The 25,303-nt window shown below is 43.1% G+C and carries 19 protein-coding genes and 1 pseudogene; all 20 read right to left on the reverse strand.

Going from position 1 to position 25,303, the window contains the following annotated elements:
* Window positions 1–63: 63 nt before the first annotated feature.
* Window positions 64–2,538 (reverse strand): glycosyltransferase, encoded by a 2,475-nt coding sequence (locus AB5170_RS15410; protein ID WP_243243764.1) that lies wholly within the window; start codon window positions 2,536–2,538, stop codon window positions 64–66.
* Between the two features lies 1 nt (window position 2,539).
* A complete protein-coding gene (locus AB5170_RS15415; protein ID WP_173734903.1) occupies window positions 2,540–3,775 on the reverse strand; it encodes a hypothetical protein in 1,236 nt (411 codons plus the stop codon).
* Window positions 3,772–4,701 carry a class I SAM-dependent methyltransferase gene (locus AB5170_RS15420; RefSeq protein WP_148461728.1) on the reverse strand — a complete coding sequence of 310 codons (930 nt, stop codon included), beginning with the start codon at window positions 4,699–4,701 and terminating at the stop codon, window positions 3,772–3,774. Before AB5170_RS15420 ends, AB5170_RS15415 begins: the two co-directional genes overlap by 4 nt.
* Before the next feature lie 6 nt (window positions 4,702–4,707).
* Window positions 4,708–5,991 carry an ABC transporter ATP-binding protein gene (locus AB5170_RS15425; protein WP_226855032.1) on the reverse strand — a complete coding sequence of 428 codons (1,284 nt, stop codon included), beginning with the start codon at window positions 5,989–5,991 and terminating at the stop codon, window positions 4,708–4,710.
* Between the two features lie 107 nt (window positions 5,992–6,098).
* Window positions 6,099–6,914, reverse strand: a complete 816-nt coding sequence (locus AB5170_RS15430) for an ABC transporter permease (RefSeq protein ID WP_148461729.1) — start codon at window positions 6,912–6,914, stop codon at window positions 6,099–6,101.
* A 10-nt stretch (window positions 6,915–6,924) separates the two neighbouring features.
* On the reverse strand, window positions 6,925–7,479 hold the full coding sequence (gene rfbC / locus AB5170_RS15435) for a dTDP-4-dehydrorhamnose 3,5-epimerase (protein ID WP_118579668.1): 555 nt from the start codon (window positions 7,477–7,479) through the stop codon (window positions 6,925–6,927).
* Between the two features lie 191 nt (window positions 7,480–7,670).
* Window positions 7,671–9,236, reverse strand: coding sequence for a GH25 family lysozyme (locus AB5170_RS15440; RefSeq protein ID WP_173734904.1), 1,566 nt, complete (start codon window positions 9,234–9,236; stop codon window positions 7,671–7,673).
* Between the two features lie 260 nt (window positions 9,237–9,496).
* Complete coding sequence (locus tag AB5170_RS15445) at window positions 9,497–12,082, reverse strand: L,D-transpeptidase family protein (RefSeq protein WP_227198880.1); 2,586 nt, start codon at window positions 12,080–12,082, stop codon at window positions 9,497–9,499.
* Window positions 12,083–12,114: 32 nt separating this feature from the next.
* Complete coding sequence (locus AB5170_RS15450) at window positions 12,115–12,378, reverse strand: HPr family phosphocarrier protein (protein ID WP_118579680.1); 264 nt, start codon at window positions 12,376–12,378, stop codon at window positions 12,115–12,117.
* Window positions 12,379–12,455: 77 nt separating this feature from the next.
* On the reverse strand, window positions 12,456–13,751 hold the full coding sequence (locus tag AB5170_RS15455) for a YbbR-like domain-containing protein (protein ID WP_148461731.1): 1,296 nt from the start codon (window positions 13,749–13,751) through the stop codon (window positions 12,456–12,458).
* Window positions 13,729–14,616: a diadenylate cyclase CdaA gene (cdaA, locus tag AB5170_RS15460; RefSeq protein WP_118579686.1), complete on the reverse strand. Its 888-nt coding sequence runs from the start codon at window positions 14,614–14,616 to the stop codon at window positions 13,729–13,731. Before cdaA ends, AB5170_RS15455 begins: the two co-directional genes overlap by 23 nt.
* Before the next feature lie 44 nt (window positions 14,617–14,660).
* The gene (locus AB5170_RS15465; protein ID WP_118579689.1) at window positions 14,661–15,779 is read right to left on the reverse strand and encodes a hypothetical protein; all 1,119 of its coding nucleotides are present in this window, start codon (window positions 15,777–15,779) and stop codon (window positions 14,661–14,663) included.
* Entirely contained in the window at window positions 15,776–16,210 is a 435-nt protein-coding gene (locus AB5170_RS15470; protein ID WP_118579692.1) for a hypothetical protein, read from the reverse strand. The genes AB5170_RS15465 and AB5170_RS15470 overlap by 4 nt, the downstream gene beginning before the upstream one ends.
* Before the next feature lie 92 nt (window positions 16,211–16,302).
* Entirely contained in the window at window positions 16,303–17,043 is a 741-nt protein-coding gene (locus AB5170_RS15475; protein WP_118579695.1) for a ComF family protein, read from the reverse strand.
* A complete protein-coding gene (locus AB5170_RS15480) occupies window positions 16,940–19,216 on the reverse strand; it encodes an ATP-dependent RecD-like DNA helicase (RefSeq protein ID WP_195699130.1) in 2,277 nt (758 codons plus the stop codon). Before AB5170_RS15480 ends, AB5170_RS15475 begins: the two co-directional genes overlap by 104 nt.
* Window positions 19,217–19,252: 36 nt before the next feature.
* A pseudogene (locus tag AB5170_RS15485) lies at window positions 19,253–19,309 on the reverse strand (DUF6783 domain-containing protein); the annotation flags it as partial.
* Between the two features lie 126 nt (window positions 19,310–19,435).
* Window positions 19,436–20,425, reverse strand: coding sequence for a rod shape-determining protein (locus AB5170_RS15490; RefSeq protein ID WP_148461733.1), 990 nt, complete (start codon window positions 20,423–20,425; stop codon window positions 19,436–19,438).
* Window positions 20,426–20,635: 210 nt separating this feature from the next.
* Window positions 20,636–23,473 carry an excinuclease ABC subunit UvrA gene (uvrA, locus tag AB5170_RS15495; protein WP_368361578.1) on the reverse strand — a complete coding sequence of 946 codons (2,838 nt, stop codon included), beginning with the start codon at window positions 23,471–23,473 and terminating at the stop codon, window positions 20,636–20,638.
* 159 nt (window positions 23,474–23,632) lie between these two features.
* Window positions 23,633–24,769 carry a radical SAM family heme chaperone HemW gene (gene hemW / locus AB5170_RS15500; protein WP_173734907.1) on the reverse strand — a complete coding sequence of 379 codons (1,137 nt, stop codon included), beginning with the start codon at window positions 24,767–24,769 and terminating at the stop codon, window positions 23,633–23,635.
* Window positions 24,770–24,825: 56 nt separating this feature from the next.
* The gene (locus AB5170_RS15505; RefSeq protein ID WP_173718896.1) at window positions 24,826–25,257 is read right to left on the reverse strand and encodes a hypothetical protein; all 432 of its coding nucleotides are present in this window, start codon (window positions 25,255–25,257) and stop codon (window positions 24,826–24,828) included.
* Window positions 25,258–25,303 lie beyond the last annotated feature (46 nt).

Below are 25,303 nucleotides of genomic sequence, written 5' to 3' on the forward strand. Positions count from 1 at the left end.
TAAAAAGCCCAGTCAGGACAGGGTATCTTCCTCTCCCGACTGGGTTTTTATATTAGTTCTGCATCAAACTATTTCATCCTTCTTCTCATACGCCATCCTGAATGCACAATCCCCTCTCACAATACTCAGATTCGGATTGTAATACGGATCACCCTTTTTCAGAAAATCTCCGTAACGTTCCCGGAAATGATCCACCTCTTTCTGAAGACGCGCCTTCTTCTCCGGCGTATTCTCCAGTCCGCGTGACTTAGATTCATAATGGTACAGGCAGGCCTCCGGAGTAAATACAACCAATTTACCAAGTGCCCTTGCCCTAAGACAGAAGTCAATATCATTCAGTCCCACTGCAAAGCTTTCATCCAGCCCATGAAGTTCCTCAAAAACGCTTCGCTTCACCATCAGACAGGCGCCTGTTACTGCACTCTCATCCTGTGTAGTTGCCAGTCTCCACAAATATCCTGTGGCATATCTGTCATATCCGGTAAGAATATGTCCTGCAAAACCTGCGATTCCTACCACGACACCAGCATGCTGAACCGTATTATCCGGGTAAAGGAGCTTGGCACCTACAATGCCCACATCCTCTCTCTGGCAATAGCCCATCATGTTCTCCAGCCACTCTGGAGTAATAACCTCTGTATCATTATTGAGCAGAAGGAAATAATCTCCATCCGCATATTTTGCACCAAAATTGTTGATTGCTGAATAGTTGAAGGGACCATCCCATGTAACCACTTTTACCTGAGGATACCGCTTCTCAAGTTTCTCATAATAGTGGAAGGTCTCTTCCCTCTCACTGTTATTCTCAATTACGATAATCTGGATATTTTTCCAGGTGCTCTTCTCCAGAATGGAAGTCACACATTTATTCAGATCCTCTGTATGATCCTTATTCGGAATCAGAATGGATACCTTCGGGTCACCCTCTATAACAAAACGGGTTCTGAAAACGACCGGGCATCCAGTGTATTCCACCTCTGCCTTAATTCCCATGCGCTCATAATGCCCTGCAAGTGCCTTTTCTCCTGCGATCACTGCATATGGCTTGTCATCCGGATTTCCCGCTGTGGAACCCTCATGGCTTCTCCAGTGATACAGAATTTTGGGAATATGGCGGATTTTCTCACTGTCTGTATGCTCCGTGCAGCGAAGCAGAAAATCAAAGTCCTGAGAACCGTCATATTCTGGCCGCAGAAGCCCTGTTCGGTCGAGAAGCGTTCTCTTTACAACCACCAGATGGCAGATATAATTTACGCAGCACAGATAATCAGGGTTAAAATCCGGCTTAAAATGAGGGAAAAGCCGATTTCCTCTTATATCAATAATATCCTCATCAGAATAAATAAGATCCGCCTCCGGATGCTGTGAAATCTCCTTTGCCATCTGATAAAAAGCTTCCTCTGCCAGGGTATCATCATGATCTGCAAATGCAATATAATTTCCAGTGGCAATTCCAATAGCAGCATTTGTATTGTCTGAAATCTGCAGCTGTTTGTCATTGAAAACAACTTTGATCCTTGGATCCTTTTTCTGATACTCTTCCAGAATACTGCGGATTGGAGAATCTGCTCCGCTTCCATCTGAAAGACAAAGTTCCCAGTTACTGTATGTCTGCGCCAGCACAGAATCCACAAGAGCCTTCAAAAGATACTTATCCGTCTTATAGAGAGGAACCACAAGGCTAAACTTAATGTTCTCCTGAAAAACAGTCTTTCTCTGCTGATTCAGTTCTTTCTTAGTAACCCTGTTCTCCTTCAGCCAGGTCTGGTAAAGACCGTCTCCCTTGCTCAACGCTTCCAGCTTGATCAGAGACTTCCGGATCACAGTATGAATACCATTGGAACGATAATTCTCCATTGCCTTTTTCGAATAAAGGCTGGCTTTTGCCTTAAAGCGTTCGCCCTTTGAAATACCAATCTGGTAGACTGCCTTTTTTCCGTTCTCATCCTTTGCAACAAGATAAGCCTTCTTTCCAGATACATTTTCTGCCTGGATATGGAATCCGCAATCCTTATTCACTTCGCATTCCCGAAACATTTCAGCCACGTCCATTCGGGTATTCCGCTTCAGGGTTATTTTCACAGGCTTTTTATTTTCATCATATACCTGCAGGGAAACCGGTGTGGTTCCTACTGCCCAGCCGGCAAGGATAACCTTCTTCTGTTCTCTGACTATAGATTCCCCATCTACAAAAAGCTGAGGTTTTCCCTGTTTTCTCATAAGATCCGGGGTTTTCATCTTATACCAGAGGAAACGCTCCTTTCCATTAACAGCGTACACCTCAAGTTTTTTGTAACTCTGCAGATTTTCAGGCAGGGTAACTAATACCTCCACCCATTTGCCTCCTGGATTTTTCGTCTCCACAGCCCTCATAAATCCGGTCATCACAGTAATCAGGTTTGCCTCAGAAAGAAGGCGGATACCATCCAGATAACACTCTATATCTGCTTCCTTTGAAACCCTTCCTGTGATCATATATTTGCAATTATCATTCAAAAGAAACCGTTCTTTTTCAACCAGCATTACCTTTTGATTCATTCTACTTTCCTTTCTTTGCAGAAGATTCCCGACCATTTTTCAGACGGTCCACTGCTTCTCTCGCCCGCTCTCCAAGCACTCCTTTAAGACTATGGCTTCTCACCTCAAGGGCACGGATCTCATTCAGCATATCTTCTTTTGCCTCATCAATCTCCAGGTTCAGTGTAAGATTCTTAGCACCTTCCGGAACCTCTATATCTACAATGCAGGGATCAAACCGTGAAAGGAAGGCCCAGCTGCCGCAGATTGTTCCATCGGGTGTCAGAACCCCATCCATGGAAGCAGGCATCCTGTCAAAGCGGATTGCTGCAAGATGTACCGTACACGGATGATCACCTGGATCAATTCTTATAAACCTGCAGCTTTTCGGCAGATTCAAGGTGCATTTTACCTTTCCGGCCATAATAGGCCTTTTTACAGAACTTGCTTCGGAATACATACCTCTTTGTTCCGCGAAATATACCTGCAGCGGTCCCAGATTACTCAGGGACAAATATTCCACCCCTGGAGTCATTGTGGCATACATCTCCCTCATAGGAACATGCGTGCCTGTGATATATACCTGAAAACCGCTTTCCATTCTGGAAAAACTGGTTCTCATCACTTCTGAAATACCAAATTTCTCATAAAATCCGGCTGCATTCAGCACTTCACGCACTTTATGCGTCTGTATATAGTAATGGATGATCCGATACAGTACAAATTCACAGGGAACAGGAAACTCAAATGTCCATTCATAGTCCAGAAGTGTATATGGACGGGTCATTACAACATTGTCACAGATCATATCAATATTCGTAACATCTGTACATGTCAGTCCGCCAGGCATAGGCACATCACCGAAAACATTTTTGAATTCCTCAGTTATTGTGAACGGCTTTTTGCTGTGAAGCTTCTGTACGTTTTCCAGATATTCCGTAAAAATTTTCTCAGCTTTTTCCTTTTCTCCCTTTCCCAGCAGATCATCCAGATATTCTGCAAGATTCTCCTGTTCCAGATACTCAAAATAAGCACAGTCTTCGCCTATCTCGCACTTGTTGCTCAGAAACGGAACTTCCCCATACATCTGATCAAGCTTCTGATTCCATTTTTTCATGCGAAGAACATGTTCTTTTCCTTCCGGATACAGCCATTTTTTCTCCAGCCATCTTTTCCCATCTTCTTCCACAATGTCAGTGCGAATTGCGAAGGAACGGCTTCTTTCATTGGAATATTTACTGAAAATAATCTCTTTCATTTGTTTTCCTTCCTTTCCACAATCACCAGGAATGAATTGGAAAATTCCTGAAAAAGTCCTGCATCAGTGAGGGAATCGTATACTTTTCCCTCATTGAACAATTGTATTCTGTTACGGTCAAAATTGCAGAAATTATCCCGAAGCTCGCCTTTCTTCGGCAGACGCTTGTCTGAATAAATAGTCATCGGGAATTTATAATCCGGATATGGATAATAGAAAGTGGTCTTAAATTCACCAGCCTGGTCAATAATATCAGACAGTTCCTTTCTGGAAAAAGTCCGCACACTTCTGGTATCCGGATAGTTCTCCAGTCCTTCAAAATATTTTCCCACATGATCTTCGGTGCAGCCGGCCCAGTATTTCAGGCCAAGTCGGTTCTCAATCGCGATCACGATTCTGCCTCCCAGTGCCAGATGGCGGGCAATGCGTCGGAGCATTTCCACATAAGGCTGTGCTGTCCCGATATAGCCCTGGGAATATTCAAACACACCGATCAGGGTAATGTAATCATATTTCTCAGTAAGGCTACTCTCCACATCCTGAAAATTTCCTACCATAATTTTCACATTATCACATTCGCGATTTCGATATGCATTGATGGTGCTGCGCATTTTTGACAGATCGATACAGGTGACACTTTTGGCTTTTCGCGCGAGAACTCCTGTGATCGGTCCACATCCGGACCCGATTTCCAGAACCTTCTGTTCTTTTGTGATAGGAAGCCACTCCAGAATATTCTGGCGAATATGTGAAAAATGATAAAGGACCGGCCAGCTGTTTCGCTCATAGATCAACTGGTTTAGTTCCTTCTCCTGATAATTTTTCGCAATTTCCAGAAGTTCTTCTTCCACAGGACCATCACTGTACAGATCCTCGCCTGGGTAATATTCATAATCTAATGTTACGTTTCCGATTTTTTCCTGCATATTTTATTATTCCTCTATCCACACTTTGGAATTCATATCGTAGAATCCAACTGTATTTTTGGAAGAAACCACAGTTATGTTGCATGCATCATATAAACGATGGAATACGGTAAAATCTCCATTCCGATAGCCGGTACAGCCAAAGGAGAGAAGATATTCCCCACCCTGCATATCCATTTTCTGCTCAAAAACCACTACACACTCATCCCCTGCGTCTGTGTGTTCCACATTCACACCTTCATACATAGTGTTGGTTCCTGTGATCTCAGTTCCCTGAATATTCTTGAATGTGAAAGCCATAATAGGCTGCTGAATGCTTTCATGAAAATGAATGCGCATTTTAATCTGAAATTTAGACCCCTTCTCGATCGTGTTGGTCTGAAGGCTCTTGGAATCCATTACAACGAAGTCTGTGATCTCAGCCTGTTTTTCCCCATACTCCAATGTGTTCGGGTTCACAAGGAATCCCTGTTTCCAGTCTTCTTTCTTTGTCTCTGAGCCTTCTGCCTGTTTCACCGGATCCTGATGTACCAAAAGCTGCTTATACATGTCTACCATAGCTTTAGGCGTACCCTCGTCCAGCATGACACCCTGATTCAAAAGAATAACACGATCGCAGTATTTGGAAATGCTTCCCAGGTCGTGACTTACAAACAAAATAGTTTTGCCCTGTTTCTTAAATTCCTCAAACTTATGATAGCATTTCGCCTGAAAAAATACATCACCTACAGAAAGTGCTTCATCCACTACCAGGATCTCCGGATCTATGTTGATAGCCACAGCAAAGGCCAGGCGTACAAACATACCACTGGAGTAGGTCTTTACCGGCTGATGGATAAAGTCACCAATATCTGCAAAACTGAGGATTTCATCCAGCCTTGCGTTGATTTCTTCTTCGGAAAAGCCTAACATGGTACCATTCAGGAAAATATTTTCCATACCAGAATATTCCGGATTAAATCCGGCTCCCAGTTCCAGAAGAGCCGAAATTCTTCCATTTACGGTTACGGTTCCAGCTGTAGGAGCCAGTACACCGGTAATAATTTTCAGAATAGTGGATTTTCCGGAGCCGTTTGTTCCAATAATACCAACGCATTCTCCTTCTCCAATATCAAAACTAACATCCTTAAGTGCATAATGCTCTTTATACAGCTTCTTACGACTAAGCCCCAGAGAATCCTTCAGGCGATCCAGTGGTCTGTTATAGAGCTTATACATCTTGGACAAATTTCTTATTTCAATGGCGTTTTTACTTTCCACGTTGTTTCCTTTCTTTTCTATCCGCATCATAACTGCTCAGTTCTTCTACAGTTCTGTACTTCATCGAACATGTCTCATGAGCCGTTACCTTTCCTCTTCGCTGAATACATTTCGATTCATAACTGCTTTTCTTCTTTTTACAGAACATCTGCAAAATGAACCCGAAGCCGCTTAAAAATCCAGTTTCCAAACAGGAAGCAGCAGATGGCAAATACCCAGAAATATAATGTCCAGACTGGTCTTTCGAAGAACCAGCGCTTGATAATAAATGCGTCACGATATCCTGATACAATATAAAATACAGGATTCAGCTGAAGAATTTTGTATAGAAGGCTGTTGGTACCGATCATGCTCTCTGACACCCACATAATAGGAGTCAACCATACTCCAACCTGTAATCCGATACCAATAATCTGGTTCAGATCGCGGAAAAGGACTGCAATTGCGCTGGTAGCATAGCAAAGTCCCAACACAAGAAAAAAGACGCATGCACTATAATACAATATCTGAAGGTAGTACCAGTCAGGAAATCTTCCGTTACATATATAAAGAATAATTGCCAGAAGTACAAAAAAGCCATGTACAAATAAAGCGGAAATTATTTTTACCACTGGAAGGACGCTAATGTTGAACACTACCTTTTTTACAAGGTAATTGTATTCCAGAAGCGAATTGGTACCTCCGGAAAGCGCATCAGAAAAGAAAAACCAGGGCACAATACCAGCTACCAGATAAAGCACAAAAGGGACTCCCAGTTCATCTGTGTTGGACCGGAACCCCACTGAAAATACAAACCAGTATACCAGAATTGTTACCACTGGCTGAACGAAAGCCCAGAAGGTTCCAAAATAAGAACCTGCATATCGGGTCTTGAAATCATTTTTTGCCAGTTTCATAACCAGCCGGCGGTTTTTATATAAATCCGCCGGCAGGGAAAAAATAGACTTAAGCATTTACAGTCTCCTATCTGTTAAGTTCCTTAAAGCTGCCCCATTTCTGATCCTTGTCAGAGAAGATCAGCTCCATACCTTCCGGAATCGGCCACTGTACATTGATGTCCGGATCATTCCAGATCAGACCGCCCTCATCGTTTGGATGATAAAAATCGGAGCATTTATAAGTAAACTCCGCATTCTCAGAAAGAACCAGGAAGCCATGTGCAAATCCTTTCGGAATAAAAAACTGTTTCTTATTCTCTGCTGAAAGAACAACTCCGTACCATTTTCCATAAGTTTTGGAGCCCTCTCTTAAATCTACAGCCACATCAAACACTTCTCCGTTTACTACGCGGACAAGTTTGTCCTGTGGATAATGAAGCTGGAAATGGAGACCGCGAAGAACACCATAACGTGAGCTGGACTGATTATCCTGTACGAATTCTACGTCAATTCCTGCCTCTTTGAAGTCATTGTAATTGTAAGTCTCCATAAAATAACCTCTGGAATCTCCAAATACGGTTGGCTCGATTACTTTTAATCCTTCAATATCATCACAATTTGTTACTTTAATTTTTCCCATTTTCTTTTCTCCTTATTTATCTTTCATTTTATATTCAGTCAAATTTACAGTCTTATCGACTTCTTGGAACGTGTTTAAAAAGGTTTTCTGCAAGATGTGCGTCACAATTTGTGGGAGATCTTTCAAACACGCTCTAATATACATGATTCCGTCTGATAAATCAAGATTATTGGTTACTGTTACTGGTCATCCTATCTGTATTGTTTGGTACATACACCATTTTTGTTAAATACGGAAACGAGTCCATCTGCACTGGTCAGGCTCAAGTTCTGCGCACGTACTCCTGCGCCAGCACCCGTTCCGCGGTAGAAATAATATTTTTTTCCTTTGATAGTGTACCAGCCCTTATAAGCCTTTCCATTTTTTCCAAAATAATAAGTATTCTTCCTGCCATTCTCTGTGAGGGTGATAAACTTGTTCTTTGCACGGTAACCTTTACTTCCAAAATAGTAAATGCTGCCGTTGGCTGCTACATATTTGTAATTCTTTTCCATGGCAAAGGATGTAGTGCTGAAATAATAATATTTCCTGCCCACCTTGCGCATACCTGTCAGGGCTTTGCCATCTGCTCCGAAATAGTAGGTCTTGCCTTTCTTTGTCACAACTTTATTTTCTACACGTACGCCGTTTTTGTCCACGTAATAAGCAGTGCCGTCTTTCTTGATCAGCTTGCTTTTATATAAGTGTCCGTCTACGGAACTAAAGCAGTAATACTTGCCATCAATTTCCAGCCAGCCTTTGGCCTTTTTATCATTTGTGTAGTAATATTTTCTGCCTTTAACAGTGGTCCAGCCATTCTTGTGAAGCTTGGGATCTGAATATAAAGGCTGTTTTGCAGGGGTATAGCCTTCCTGAGAATTCCATCTGGGAACAACCTTGGTTGTATAATCTACATAGCCAAAGTTCAGATCCACATTGTTCTCTTTTGGAACACCGCTGATCAGCTTCTTGGTACTGATCATACCTGGAACTTCATCACCAGCTGTGCACTGCCAGATGGTGTATTTGTATTTGCTGGCGCTCGGTGCAAGAATTGTATCTCCGTAGCTTGCAATCCAGACATCCAGACCGGAGCCTTCCAGAACGTTCCAGTCTACAAAATTATTATACCAATTCAGATTCATGTAGAGAATTGGTGTATATCCTGCCTTGCGGATCTCATCACAGAATGTGAGAGCAATCTGGGAAATTTCCTTTCTGGTCAAGGTTCCCAATGTAGCTTCATCTTCCAGGTCAAAAGCTACCGGATAGGAAACCTTATGTCCCTGCATCTGACGAATAGCCAGCTGCGCTTCAGCAAGTGCTTCTTTGTTTGTCTTGGCAAGACTGTATACATAAGTTCCCACCGGCACATCTGCTGCTTCTGCCTCAGTCATATTATAGTCATAATAATCATCCAGATGTCTGGTTCCATAGGAAATACGCACAAAGGCAAAATCCAGATCTTTCTTGGCTTCCTTCCAATTGATCTTTCCCTGCCATTCTGAGACATCCATGCCTCTGGTAATGGCTCCTTCTACTTTCTTTCCGCTTCCATTGTAGCAGACTCCGTCAATTTTGTGCCATGCCTTTGAGCTTGTCTTGGAAGAGGAATCTCCTACACTTGGTGCCAGATGCGCATCTGGTGAAACATTTTCAATATTATATGGCTTATTTCCTGCATTGGCACTTACATCTGCAGTTGGTCCTGCAATTATTGCAGTTCCAAGCATAGCTGTAAATAAACCGGCAGACAGCCATTTTTTCCATTTTCCCATATCTCCTCCTGATAAACAGTTTCAGGTTACGTTCCTTACCGGACCAGTAGTGTTTACCGTTTACCCTTATTCGCTTGTTTCTTACAAGATGTTAAAAATGTGTTACTTTGTTATTATACAGTTTCCATTTTCAAATTTCAATGTTATTCTCCAAAACAGTAAAAAGGTGCCTTAAAATCATCAAATCTGATAATTTTAAGACACTCTTTTTGGCTTTTTATGTCGTTTTTTTATCAACAACTATCTTTCAGAGTAAGCTATTAAGCTGCCGGATCGGTCGGATCGTAGTATCCGCCATTCTTAATTCCCCTCAGCGGTGTAATTGCGCGACGTCCCAGCGGTCCTTTGAATACCTCATCAGATTTATAGGTTCCATCGAAAATATAAATAGTGGAACCATTGCAGTTCTCATATACCCATTTTGCATCGGCAACACAGGTACGGATACAGCCATGGGAAGCTGGGCTTCCAAGCTTAAGATATGCACTAACCGGCAAATTATAGCTGTTTGCTGAGCCGCATGCAATAGAATGGACGAAAATTCCGCCCTGACCAGCACCATCTACATGAGTACCATACTGTCCCCAGGACGGTCCCATAAGCGCCTGCCATCTGCTGTATCTTGTCAGTTTATATCTACCTGTCGGAGTATCTGTTCCAGGATTGCCTACTGAAACACGAATGGTCTTAACCGGAATTGTACGGTTCGCATCTGCATAAATTGTCATAACACCATTTACACGATCCACTTCAACTGTATATCCGGATTTGTAAATATTTGTCACGTCATTGATTCTGTAACCATTCTTATCAAAGTAATACAGCTTGCCATCAATCCACTTGGATTCATTTTGTACAAAGCCCTTCTTATCCGGGTTAATGTAACGAACCAGATTCTGGGAATTGTCTACAACCACCCAGCCTGTAGTGAACTTACCAGTGGCATCTACATATCCGTATTTTTTGCCTTTCTTCACGAATGCATTCTTCACAAGACTCATATTCTTGAAGTAATACCAGTTTCCATCAATCTTCTGCCATCCGCTCTTGCGAAGTACACCCTTAGAGTCTGCAAAATATGTTTTTTTCTTGTAAACAAACATTTCATTCTTAACCATCTGGCCATTTCTTGTATTAGATGTAGATGGTTTAAAGAAATAACTCTTGCCATTGATTACGGTAACTCCGCTGGCAAGTCTTCCGTCAGCTTTGAAATAATATCCGTTTCTCAGTGTATTGGCGTAATGATTTCCTTTTTTATTGAACAGGAACCAGCCATAGAATTTCCCCTTAGAGGTGGTTACTTTCTGCCATCCGGTTTTCTTCACAATCCGGCCAGCAGTAGAACCAAAATAGTACATTCTGTTTCCAGCCCCAGGACAGCGGTGCCATACCTTTTTCCATGTTGCTCTTGCACCGGTTTCTGTTACATAATATTGTTTCTTTTTATAAGTGACAATACGATTCTTATAAATGCAACCATTCTTATCTGTCAGATAATATTTGCCATCTGTGGCTTTCTTCATAGTCTTCTTAAGAAGATAGCCATTCTTATCGATCAGATAGGAATTTTCCGCATCTTTATGTCCGTCAAGATCTGTTACAATAACGCCATGAACCATAAGCTGTCCAATCTTACTGCTGTCCAGCTCACCGGAATCATAATATTTCCACTGCTCACCGGCTGTTCCTGCAAAACTCTTCCATCCATCACGGTACATCTTTCCTGGAATTTCCTGATCTGTTTCTGCTGGCTGGAAGTAGTACTGTGCAGCTACTCCGTTTACTGTCAGAGTAACATCCCCTGTACGTGGTGTTCCATTCTCATCCAGACAATAATACTCATCATTGATCTTATAATATCCTGTATATGTATTATTTGCCTTGGCGGCTTCATCCAGCTGTGCGGTGGTTAATGCCTTACCATCTGCGCCATAATAATGGAAGTTTCTGCTTTCTTTGTTCCACAACCAGTAATCCTTCTTCATCTGACCAAGTGTGGTCTTCCACGGTACCAGTGCAGCACCCTGTCCATTATATTCTGTATATGCCTGTGCACTATCGGAAGCTGTAAAATAGAATTCACCAACAGCCCCATTTGCACTCTCCGTTCCAGCTAAAGTCTTAATGCCAGTAACCAGAAATCCATTGGCATCAAACAGATAACTTCCTGTATGAACTGCTCCAGCCTCGTTTCTTGTAGTAATCTCTACAATTCCATCTGCCGCAGTATAATATTCAGCCTGAGCAGTTGTTCCTTCAGCCTCTACACTTTCCGTACCTGCTGCTTCGCCATTCTCCTGGACTTCATCAAAAGCCTGAATCTCATCAGAACCAGCCACATTCTGAGCCTCAGCAGCTGCACTTACAGCTGATTTCTTCTTGCGAAGCTTAAAACCATCAGCTGTCTGCTCCCATTCTTTCCAGTCAAATACTCCGTCTGAATTATCTGCCTGTACTTCCTGAGTCCCATCCAATGTGCCTTCAGGAACAGCTTCAAATCCATCTACCGGAGCAGTACTTCCATTCTCCTCCACTGTTTCACCTGAAGTAAAGCCATCGAAAAAACCATCTGTACTTTCTCCTGAATTTTCGCTGTCTGTATGTTCTTCCTTGTCCTGGCTTTCCTGTACCTGCTGCTCCTCAGCTGCTGCCGTATCTGCAGGCACCTCTGTATCCTCAGACGGCTGTACTGCTTCGGCTCCGTCTTCTGTTTGCACATCTGCTGCCTGTTCAGATGTAAATCCGGATTCAAATCCGCTATCCAAAGCTGCGGCTGGAACTTCCAGACCCATGGACACACTTAACATAATCCCTAAAACTGCGGCTGCTACTCTCTTTTTCACTTTTATGCCTCCCTATTGTAACGTTGTAAATCTTATTCTCCTAAACCATTGTTGATAACAGTTACAAGATTTCTTAAAGCCTCTGTTTCGTCCTCGCCTTCGCAAAATATAGTAATCTCATCACCACATTTCACACACGCGCCCAGAACACTGAGCACGCTTTTGGCATTGGCAGACCCCTGACCATACTGAAATGTTATAAGAGATTTATATTTCATAGCTTCCTTACAAAGAATGCCTGCCGGTCGTAAATGAAGGCCGGAAGGATTGTTCACCCTTACTTTCTCACTTACCATAGTTTCTCTCCCTTATTGCTGCTGTTCTCTGGATCCATGGCAATATATTTCGCCAAACGTTATCCGTAAACAACAGCTCATTCATTATTAGTATCTGAATTGGAAACTTCTGATATAGTCACATCTGCAACCACATCATCCAGAAGTTCAAATCCCTTAGGCAGCTTCACAGTCACAGGAATCTGATAGCTTCCTACTTCCATATCCTTCAGATCAACAGAAGCTTTCACTTCGTCAAGATTAAAGTCATCAAGCTCTCCAGCTGTTGCTTTCACGCGGATTTCAATCTTATCTGTTCCAAATGTTACCAGAAGATTATCAGCAAGGTTATCTACCGTAACCTGATTGGAGGGAAGACCATATGAATGACTTCCAATAGGTAAAATACTTACCTTCACCCAAACGTCCTCACTGGTTCCGCTTGTCAGCTTCACATCCTCAGGAAGCACATCTTTCAGACTGACTTTCTTCTCAATATCAGTTGTCTCTCCTGTAATATCAATATCAGTACCGCCTATCCAGATCGTGTTGTCATTCTGCTTCAGAGTCTCCAATGCCTCATCTGTTCCCGCAATACTTACAGTATCCGGAACAGTAGTCACACTCTCCACCTGATAGCCATCTGCCGGCACACCTACATAGTCCGCACCAATATTAACGCCTGTGCGAATCTTCCAAAATTTAGTTGTAACAACAACTTTGGTATTATCTATGGTGAGATAAGCCATTCTTCCGGCAAGACTGTCCTGATTCTTATCAATAATATTCAGTTCTGCCTCTTCGGAAAAATCCTTTGTTCGGCCATCAACATCAACGGTCGCATTTACTTTATCAATTTTATTCACAAGAGATTTCGGACCTGTAATTTTAACTTTCTCCGGACTTGCAGTCTGGGAACCAACCTCGTAGCCCTTGCCCGGCTGGCTGGAACCGTAATTTACATTAACCAGAAACTCCTGTGTTACTTTTTCTTCCAGTCTGACACTGAGATACTGTGGTGTCACTTTAATATTCTCGGGGCTGATTCCCGGACAGGAGGCAGTGATCGGAACCATAACCGGATCTGTATCAAGGCTTCCTGCCTGCTGCAGATCTGCCGTCAAGGTTATATTGGTCTGAGTAATCCTGGAAAGAAGTCTTCTCTCTCCTGTGATTGTAACCCTTATAGGATCCGGATCATCATCCTGCATACACATCATGTTTGCACTATCCACATAAGCCGTATTCTGGAGTTCTACATTTTCTCCGGCAATGGTGATACTTTTACTGGATACCGGATTGTCCACATTTACCACAATAAACCAGATCAGAAATCCGATGAAAACAGACATGATCTTCAAGGTAAAATTCCTAGTCAGCTTTGTCTTCTTCATGTCTCATTCTTCCTTTCAACAGATGACGCAGTTTACTGTTAGTTACAACCTTTTTATTCTGAGCCTTGATCAATGCAGATCTCAGTTCAGCACTGGTAAGACCTCTGCTGAGCTGTCCGTTCTGGGCCATGGACACCTGCCCGGTTTCTTCTGAAACAATAATTGTCAGGGAATCACTTACTTCACTAATTCCCACACCAGCTCTGTGTCTGGTTCCAAGCTGTTTGCTCAGCTCCATATTATCGGAAAGAGGCAGATAACAGGTAGCTGCTACAATTCGATTGCCACGCACCAGGACAGCGCCATCATGGAGTGGTGTATTATGTTCAAAAATATTGATCAGGAGCTGACTTGTAAGAACTGCATCCACATTGATTCCTGTGCGCTCATATTCACTTAAGCGGATATTCTGCTCAATGACGATCAATGCGCCAGTTCTTACTTCTCCCATGTCAAAACATGCCTTCACAAGCTCATTGATTGTTTTATCTGTAAACCTTTCCTGTACCTCTTTGCCGGCATCCAAAGGGAAAATAGAAGCCATAAACTTCTTCTGTCCCAGCTGCTCCAGCATTTTCCGAAGTTCTGGCTGGAAAATAACAACAACACTGGTAAGAAGTATAGTAGAAAGATTCTTAATGATCCAGAGGATCGTATTCATTTTCAACACATATGCAAATAAAATAAAAAGGAGTACTATCAGAATTCCCTTCAACAGAGTATAAGCGCGGGTAAACTTGATCCACACCATAAACTGATAGATAAAGAAGGAAATCAGGGCAATCTCCAGTATGTCTGTTACTCCCAGACTGGGCAGGGAGAGTTTTGACAAATATCCTGATAATCTGACTGCCATATCCTGCATAGTGTACTCCTTTCTTTGTTACCATTCACTGCCAAGCAGTAACCTTAAAGATCTTTAAGAGATTCTTCAAGCTTTTTTTCAAAATCAATATCCTTAGCAGCAGGTTTCTCTGCCTGTCTTGGCTTTCTGTCTGCTGCTGGAGAAGCTTTCTTTCTTTTAGGCTTCTCATCCTGTCGGAAGATTGGATTGGCATAAGTACCAGAGTTGTCCTCTGCCTTGCGCTCTTCACGAACAGGTTCTGCATTTATTTTCTTAATACTTCTCTCGGAAGTTGCAACAGAAGCCTTGGGAACTGCTTTTACATAATAGAAGTACTCATCATCCTCATACTCCAGACGCTCTGCACGGCTGTAATCTCCTCCAAATGCAAAGAACTCAAGCACAAGTGCCAGGAGAACAGCTGCAATCGTACAGATCAGAAGCGGAACCATTGCAACAGTTGCATTCAGGTTCATTCCAAAACTTCCAACAAGCATTATAAACACATAGGCAACACCGCCTGTAATAATAGATATCCTCCATGCATGATCAAAAGAGCGGGTACGGATCAGATGTACCAGAAGGATAACTGCTACAAAAGCAACAACTGCAATCCACATTCCCCAGTTCTGTACCAGACCGTCAGCCATGATCTGCAGCTTATCTGTCATCTCCAGATCCGGATTCACAAGAATTGTTGACTGTGATCTTAAAAAACGGATAAAATAATACATAACCACACCGCAGCCAGCCGGAATTGCAGATAAACTGCTCTCCATAAGTCCGCTTCCAATAGGAAGTAATGCCGGAAGGCTGAATGCAAAGGAAAGCGGTGTAAATACAAATGTTACATTCTGTTCACCACTGAACCTCAGGAAAAAGATCATCATCAGAAGGATCAGAACAAGCATAAATGCCGCAATTTCAATTCCAAGTGCATAACTGTGAACAAGGATCAGCACAAAACCAATATACATCATAGCGGAAGACGGCAAAATGGAACAGATCAATGCCAGGATCAGTACTAAAAATACATTATTCAGGCGAGACATATATCCCATATTCGCATTGATCCACAGGAAATAAACCAGTGCAAGAACAAACTTCATTACAGGCAGGATATACATTTCATACTGTCCGTATATTTCTTTTATTTTCTGCTTTAACTCAAGTAATGCTGTCATTTTCTATATCCTCCTGACATTTCACGTCCTGCGAATTTCTTTTCTTCACGAGTATAGATTTTCTCTAATTTCGTCAGCTGAGTGTAATACTGTTTTACACTCTTCTTCGCCTTATGGTACTTCACAGTGTACTGGATATATGTCAGCACAGAATATAATACCAATATCCCTATATATCCCCCCAGGACTACAACTCCAAGAGAGATCAGATCCATCTTGTGCACATTATCCAGCAGATATTCCAAATTATACGCTGCAATCACAGCCAGTATCAATCCATATCCAATTGTTACAAGAAAGAAATTCTTAATCAGCGCCAGACCAATATAGTCACTCCTGTAGTACTTGCTTACTGGAAGATACTTTCTGCCTTCCTGTTTCTCATATACAGCAAGCCGGTCCATTATCTTTACTTTTTCTTCGTTTATCATAAATGGCTCCTTATGCGTTTCTTTTAAAGCTGAAAAGCTATACTCATACAGGATGATTGTATCATATATCCCATGCCATGAAAAGCATTTTTTTACCTGTTGTTTCCAATACACAGCGTGAGAAAATATACATGGGATGCTCCCTTTTCCAGCAGAAGCTTTGCCAGCACATCCATGGTACTTCCAGTAGTATATACATCATCAATAAGCAAGATACGCATTCCTGCAGGATTTCCTACAACCTGAAAAGCTTTTTGAAGATTCTTCTTTCTTTCAGCCGCATCCAGTTTTTTCTGTGATCGGGTAGCGTGGCACTTTTTTAGAATAGCAGTATCTACAGGAATCCCAGCATAACGGGACAGTTCTTTCGCCAGAAGTTCAGCTTGATTAAACCCTCTTATGCGCTGCTTTCTTCTATGAAGCGGAACCGGAATGATTATCTGCGGCTTCCATAATGCAAGCATATCTTTTCCGTAGATATACAATGCTTTTCCATAAAAGCGGCTGTATTCCTGACAACCAAAATATTTATATTTCATTATAGAGTATCTCATCCGGTCATCATAGAGAAAAATCCCGCGTCCCTGGTCAAAAGCGCCTGGATGGGCGCCGCAGTCCCTGCAGTATTCTTCATCTCCATTTACCGGTTTTCCGCATTTGTAACACCGTGGCCCCGATACAGGTCTTAAATCTCCGGCACAGTCCAGACAGATCAACTGATGGCTGTTCCTAAGAATCCTGTGACACAGAGGACACCGTCTTGGATACAACAGATCCAGAAAGTTCCTGTATCCTTGCCCAAAGAGAGCTGTAACGTTTCTGCTGCTTCTCATTGCGGATCATCTCCCCGAAAGTCTCCTCACTTCCAACTACAGTAACACATTTCCTGGCTCTTGTAACACCTGTATACAAAAGATTGCGGTTCATCAGCATCTTGGGGCCGGAAAGGAGCGGCAGAATAACTGCCGGATATTCTGAGCCCTGGGATTTATGTATGGTTATAGCATAGGCAAGTTCCAATTCTTCCAGCTGCTTAAAAGAATAGTCAGCGAAACGGCCATCCTCAAATTCCACAGTGGCAGTCTCTGCAAATTCATTGATTTCCTTCAGAATGCCAGTATCTCCATTAAATACGCCCACTCCTTCTTCTACAGGAATTCCGTATTTCCCCCGGACTTCCCATTCCAGCTGATAGTTGTTCCGAATCTGCATAACCTTGTCTCCCTCACGGAAAAGCCGGTCTCCAATTTCTTTCTCTTTTTTACCTGATTCTGGTGGATTCAAGTATCTCTGTAAGATCTGGTTCATCCTCTCTACGCCCAGAAGCCCCTTTCGCATTGGAGTCAGAACCTGTATTTCAAAAGGTCTTGCATCCACATACTTCGGCAGTTTCTCCTGAATCAGTGCGATGACCACGCGGATAATAATATCGGCATCATATCTCTTCAGGAAAAAGAAATCGCGGCTTTTGTTATCAAGGGAAACCTGCTCTCCGTTATGGATCTTGTGTGCATTTACTACAATATCACTGTGAGAGGCCTGCCTGAAAATTTTCTTCAGTTCTACTACTGGAAAAACGCCGCTTTGAATAATATCCCGCAGCACATTTCCAGGACCTACACTTGGCAGCTGGTTCTCATCTCCTACCAGAATGATCCTGGTTCCCGCAGTCACCGCAAGAAGCAGTGAATGCATAAGAAAAATATCCACCATAGACATCTCATCAATAATGATTACATCTGTATCCAGCGGATTCTCTGCATTCCGTTCAAAATGAACACCCTGAGACTCTCTGCCATCCTCATCCGGCACACCGTTCAATTCCAGAAGCCGATGTATTGTCTGTGCTTCATAACCTGTAGCTTCTGTCATTCGCTTGGCTGCGCGTCCTGTAGGTGCTGCCAGACGAAGAGTTGCGCCTTCGCCCTCGAAAAAACGAATAATTGCATTGATCGTGGTAGTTTTACCGGTACCTGGTCCTCCTGTAAGTACAAAAAGGCCATTTCCAGCAGCCTCTACAACAGCCTTCTTCTGCATTTCCTCCAAAACAGTACCTGTTTCTTTCTCAATCTGGGCAATTCTTCGCTCCATCATCTGCTCATTCTGTGGATAACGGATATTTAATTCAGTGAGCATTCTTGCTGTATTCAGTTCCAAGCGGTAATACTGGCTTGGATAAACCAGTACCTCTCTGTCATTCTCTTTTAAAACAACTTTCCGGTCAATTGCCATATCCATCAGATGTTTCTCCATATAAGAAACATCTACCTGAAGCAGCTGGGAAGCTCTGTCAAACAGTTCGTCCTTCGGAAGATATACATGTCCTTCCCCTGAAGCCTGGAGAAGAGTATACATCATACCGCTGCGGATCCTGTAATCTGAATCTGCATGTATACCAATACGTGACGCAATGGTGTCTGCAATTTTAAAGCCAACTCCCGAGATATCATCTGCCAGACGATAGGGATTCTCCTGAAGCACACTGTATACGGACTGACCATATTTCTGATATATCTTTGCTCCAAGATTCAGGGAAATGCCATATTTCTGCAGAAACATCATGGCTTTTCGCATATCTGCCTTCTCAGTCACCTGTACTGCAATCTCTCTGGCTTTCTTCTCACTGATTCCCTTGACTTCCGCCAGCCTTTCCGGTTCTTCTTCCACTATTCTAAGGGTATCCTCGCCAAAACACCGCACAATTCTGGCAGCAAGTGCTGCACCTACCCCTTTAATCGCTCCGGAACCCAGATAACGTTCCATAGCCTGGGTGTCCTCTGGTGCCTTTTCCGCATAAGACTGGATATTAAATTGTCTGCCGTATATATGGTGCTGGGAAAACTGTCCCTCAGCTTCAATGGTCACACCCTGTGTAACGTCAGGAAATGTTCCTACACAAGTCAGCTCTTCCTCTGAATCCGCGGTCTTAAGAACCATAACTGTATATCCATTTTCATCATTGCGGAATATGACATGATCTATATAGCCTGTAACTTTCTCACTCATTTGTTCTTCTCCTGCCGCCAGCACTAACCAAAGGGCACTGCTAGAATGTGTTTGAAAAAGTATTCCCGCAATCTGCACGCCCCACTTTGCAGAAAGCCTTTTTCAAACACGCTCTAGAACGCAGTACCCTTTTCATTATAGTTTACATAATATTTTATCTTTTGCAAAACAGAATAGCCAAATTATATGTTACTGTTTACGCTTTTCAAAGCAATCAGATTATTCTTCCATCCTGGTAATTACTTCCGCATATTTACCGGTTCCCACCACAACCGCAGACATAGCATCCTGCACAGTAAGAGTGCTTACGCCGGTCTTCTGCTCAATGAGGGTGTCCATTCCATGGAGCAATGCTCCGCCACCTGTGAGAACAATTCCTCTGTCTACAATATCTGCAGCCAGTTCCGGCGGAGTTTTCTCAAGCACTCCGTGCACAGTCTCCACAATCTGATTGGTAGCATCCCTCAATGCAATACGGATTTCTTCTGAAGTCAGAGTTACAACCTTGGGAAGTCCGGTGATCACATTTCTGCCTTTTACCTCCAGCATCCGCGGAGATGCTTCCTGGCAGGCAGTTCCGATTTTTATTTTTATGTTCTCAGCGGCCTCTTCCCCAATAAAAAGGCTGTGATTTTTTCTCACATAGCTCATGATTGCCTGGTCGAAATTATCTCCGGCAACCTTTACGGAAGCAGACACAACAGAGCCAGCCATGGAAATCACGGCAACATCAGTGGTTCCGCCTCCTATATCCACGATCAGATTACCAAAAGGCTTCGTCACATCTACTCCGGCACCAATTGCAGCTGCAATCGGCTCTTCCACAAGAAACACTTCCCTTGCTCCAGCCTGATAAGTAGCTTCCTCTACTGCCTTTCTTTCAATCTCTGTGGTTCCGCTGGGGATACAGATACTGATTCTAGGCTTTCGAAAGGCATGGCGACCCATTGCCTTGGAAATGAAATACTTCAGCATCTTCTCCATAACCGTATAATCTACAATCACTCCCTGGCGGATTGGCCGGATTACTTCCATATTTGATGAAACATGTCCGGTCATCTGTCTGGCTTCCTCACCGATTGCTTTTATTTTCTCTGAGTTCTTATCATAAACCACTACAGACGGCTCACTGACTACCAGCCCCCGTCCAGTGGAATATACCTGACTGTTTCTGGTTCCCAGGTCAATTCCAATATCACTGGCAGGCATTAAATTCCCCTTTCTCTCAAAACACTTTGTCACACTTTCTCTGCAAGAATTGTGCAATAAATGATTACCATTCATATTCCGAACTGTAATCATAAACACCACATTCTGCAGATGTGACTTTATAATTGTCTCATAGATTTTTCATAATTAATAGTCTTCGTACCATTATAAACAAAAATGCTTCAATTGGAAAGAGGTTTATTATCAGAATCACTTCAAATATTTCGCAACATAACGTCCTGTATAAGAAGCTGGATTCTTCGCCACTTCTTCAGGTGTTCCCTTGGCAACAACTGTTCCCCCGCCATCTCCGCCTTCCGGTCCGATATCAATTATATAATCAGCGGTCTTGATCACGTCCAGATTGTGTTCAATTACAACAACCGTATTTCCACCATCCGAAAGTCGACGCAAAATCTCCACCAGTTTCTGAACATCTGCAAAATGCAATCCAGTGGTAGGCTCATCCAGAATATAAATAGTCTTACCTGTACTGCGCTTACTCAGCTCTGCAGCCAGCTTAATACGCTGTGCTTCTCCGCCGGAAAGAGTGGTGGAAGGCTGTCCGAGACGAATATAGGAAAGACCGACATCATATAAGGTCTCTATCTTCCTTCTGATGGATGGAACGTTCTCAAAGAACGTCATTGCCTCCTCAACTGTCATATTCAGTACATCGTAGATGCTCTTATCCTTATACTTCACTTCCAGAGTTTCCCGATTATAGCGCTTCCCCTTGCAAACTTCACAAGGGACATAAACATCTGGCAGGAAGTGCATTTCAATTTTAATAATACCATCACCACTGCAGGCTTCACAGCGTCCGCCTTTTACATTAAAGCTGAAGCGCCCTTTCTTATACCCCTTTGCCTTGGCATCTGCTGTAGCAGCAAAAAGATCTCTGATCTGGTCAAATACGCCTGTATAAGTAGCAGGATTAGATCTTGGTGTACGGCCAATTGGAGACTGGTCAATGGCAATTACCTTATCCAACTGGTCTATTCCAATAATATCATCATGCTTTCCCGGGATCACGCGGGCCCTGTTCAGATCCCTTGCAAGATGTTTATAAAGGATTTCATTGATCAGAGAACTCTTTCCTGACCCGGAAACACCTGTAATGCAGGTCATAATTCCAAGAGGAATATCCACGTCTATATGTTTGAGATTATTCTCTGCCGCCCCCTTAATAGTCAGATAACCGGTAGGTTCCTTTCGTACTTCCGGAACCGGGATTTTCAGTTTTCCGCTGAGATATGCTCCTGTAATGGACTTCGGATTCTGCATAAGTTCCTCAGCAGTGCCCATTCCAACAAGCTGTCCACCATGTTCTCCTGCGCCGGGTCCGATATCTACAATACAGTCCGCTGCGCGCATGGTATCCTCATCATGTTCAACCACTATAAGACTGTTTCCCAGGTCTCTTAAGTGCATCAAAGCACCAAGAAGTTTATCATTATCCCTCTGATGCAGACCAATACTTGGCTCATCCAGAATATAGGCAACCCCGACAAGGCCGGAACCGATCTGGGTAGCAAGACGGATTCTCTGTGCCTCTCCGCCAGACAGAGTACCAGTGGCACGTGCCAGGGAAAGGTACTCCAGACCTACATCTGCCAGGAACCCCACTCTGGCTCTGATCTCCTTTAGTATCTGCTTTCCAATAAGCTGCTGCTGCGGAGACAGCTGCATTTCTGCCAGAAATCTCTTCAGCTTATCAATGGACATATTGGTAATTTCATAAATATTCTTATCCGCTACCGTAACCGCAAGTGACTCCTTCTTCAGTCGCTGACCCTTACATGCTTTACATGGAGTGATCTGCATAAAGCTCTCGTATTCCTGTTTCATAGATTCAGAGCCAGTCTCTTTATAGCGCTGTTCCACATTCCTTATAAGGCCTGGAAAAGCCACATCATAAACACCCTCTCCGCGCTGTCCCTTATAATAAACCTTCACAGAATGTCCGCCTGTGCCGTATAGAATAATATCCTGTATCTTCTTGGGATAATCTTTAAAAGGTGTATCCAGATCAAAACCGTATTCCCTGCAAAGGGCATTCAGAATAGCATTGGTAAAACTGCTCTTATCTGTGCAAGACTGCCAGCCCATCACTACAATAGCCCCTTCAGAAATGCTCAGAGACTTATCCGGGATCATAAGATCCGGGTCAAATTCCATCTTATAACCAAGGCCAAGACACTCCGGGCAGGCCCCAAATGGGTTATTAAATGAAAAACTTCTTGGCTCGATCTCATCAATACTGACTCCACAATCCGGACAGGAAAAGCTCTGGCTGAAATTCATATAATTTCCGTCCATTGTATCCACCACAGCCAATCCGTCAGCCAGATTCAATACTGTCTCAAGAGAATCTGTAAGTCTTTTCTCAATTCCAGGCTTCACGATCAGACGGTCTACAATAATGGCAATCGTATGTTTAATATTCTTATCCAGGGTAATCTCCTCAGAAAGTTCATACACATTTCCATCGATTTCCGCACGTACATAACCGCTGCGTCTGGCCTGATCCAGTAATTTCGCATGGGTACCCTTGCGTCCTCGTACTACCGGTGCAAGAAGCTGGATCCTGGTGCGCTCCGGCAATTCCATAATCTGATCCACCATCTGGTCTACTGTCTGCTTGGCGATCACCTTGCCGCATTTCGGACAATGTGGAATACCAACACGGGCGTATAAAAGACGGAAATAATCATAAATTTCTGTCACCGTTCCTACTGTGGATCTGGGATTGCGGTTAGTAGACTTCTGGTCAATAGAAATAGCCGGTGGAAGTCCCTCTATGCTCTCCACATCTGGCTTCTCCATCTGGCCAAGGAACTGTCTGGCATAGGAAGACAGAGATTCCATATATCTTCTCTGCCCTTCTGCATAGATCGTATCAAATGCCAGTGAAGACTTTCCTGATCCGCTTAAGCCGGTAAGAACTACAAACTTATCTCTGGGAATATCCACACTGAGATTCTTCAGGTTATTCTCATTGGCTCCTCTGATTCTGATAAACTGTTTCTTATTCTCTGCTGCCATCTGTTCCTCCATTTCTTAACCGGAAAGCACCGGCTGTAACTCCCTGTATCCTGATCTGATCCGGAATCCTCCGGCTCAGACATTTCTTAATGTGTTCTTCAAGAATATCACAGGAACATTTGTTCGTCAACCATTTCTAAATTCTTTTTCCACCAAAACTTACAGCAAAAAATCTGCCATCACTGCATTACTCACATGAACGCCTTCTCTTGATAAAAATATCCTGCCGCTTTCTTCCAACAGCAGTCCCTGTTTCTTATATTTTTTCAGAACTTCTCCATATATATTCTCTATTGCAGTGCCAAAATACTCCTGAAATTCCTTTTTGGACACGCCCTGTGTCATACGAAGTCCAAGAAACATAAACTCTGCCATCTCATCTTCTCTTGTAAGAAGTTCCCTGTTTTTTCGAATTTTTTCTGGTGCACTGCTGTTTTTCAGATATTCCTGCATATCGGAAGTATTGGAAAAACGTTCCTTTCCCAATAAGGAAGCCGCTCCAAGCCCAAGCCCCAGATAATCCTTTCTCTGCCAGTATCCTTCATTATGTCTGCATTCACACCCTGCTTTTGCATAGTTGGAAATCTCATACTGATGATAGCCATACTCTTTCAGAACTACAGCAACATCTTCATACATGCGGTACTCCGTATCTTCATCAGGCAAATCCAGCTTTTTTCTGGAAAAAGGGGTGCCCTCTTCAATAATAAGACTGTATGCCGAAATGTGCTCCGGGCCAAGTGCCGCCACCATCCGAAGGTTCTCTATCCAACCTTCATAACACTGTCCCGGAATGGCAAACATCAGATCCACATTTATATTGGAAAAGCCAGCCTCTCTTGCCATCTGAAAGCTTTCCAGAAACTGTGCATAATTATGAATTCTTCCAAGCATAGCCAGTTCCTTATTGTTTGGCGACTGTAAGCCAATGCTGATCCGGTTAATTCCGTATTTTCTGTAAATAGAAAGTTTCTCAGGCGTCAATGTTCCAGGATTTGCTTCAATCGTTACCTCCGCATCCGCCGAAAACAAAAAATAATCTCTCAGCCCCTGTAAAAGCTTTTCCATTACATCACATTCCGGCACAGAAGGTGTTCCCCCGCCAATGAAAACTGTATCTACCGGACGTTTTTTCAGATTCTTTGAAACCGTCTCCATTTCCCGTAAAAGTGCATAAATATAAGCTTCCTGCCCGGCCCTGGTAGAGGGACCTGACAGGAAGTCACAATAATCACATTTCTTTATGCAAAACGGGATGTGAAGGTACAATTCCAAACCATTCTTCTTTGTTCCCATTCTGATTTTCTCCACATTGTTTATTTTCTTCTGTTTACAATGCTGTTTCTGTAAAATTAATCTCCACTACCGGTCTCAGTTTCTTCATCTGTTGAATTTCCAGTAGCATCACTGCCGCTGTCAGACGAATCTGCAGCAGTCTGCTCTTCTGAAGAGCCGCTCTTACTGCTGCCTGCAGCCTTTCCCTCTTCTTTTTGAACCAGATACTCATTCACCATAGTCACGCTTCCGCTTTGCGCTACCGCATCTTTATTTACCTGGCGAGGTACCGGCGTAGGTGTTGCTGTAGGAATCGGCGTGATCTTCATTACGCCCTGCGACTCTGCGTCTGGTGCTTTCACCGTTTTCTTCCCACATGCACAGCTGCCTGCAAAAATTACGATCACCAGCAGGATCACTGTCAAAATCCCGCCCTTGATCCACTGTTCCCTGTCTTTTTTATAACTTCTCTTTATTCTTCTTGTCAGAATACGTATCTTAGCTTTCATCGGATACCTCCGCGTCTGATGCCAGCTGGCATATATCTTATGTCAA

Origin of the sequence: Ruminococcus sp. RTP21484sp1_RTP21281st1_A8_RTP21281_210402 (genome assembly GCF_040914025.1) — a bacterium.
Taxonomy (GTDB): Bacteria; Bacillota; Clostridia; order Lachnospirales; family Lachnospiraceae; genus Blautia_A; species Blautia_A faecis.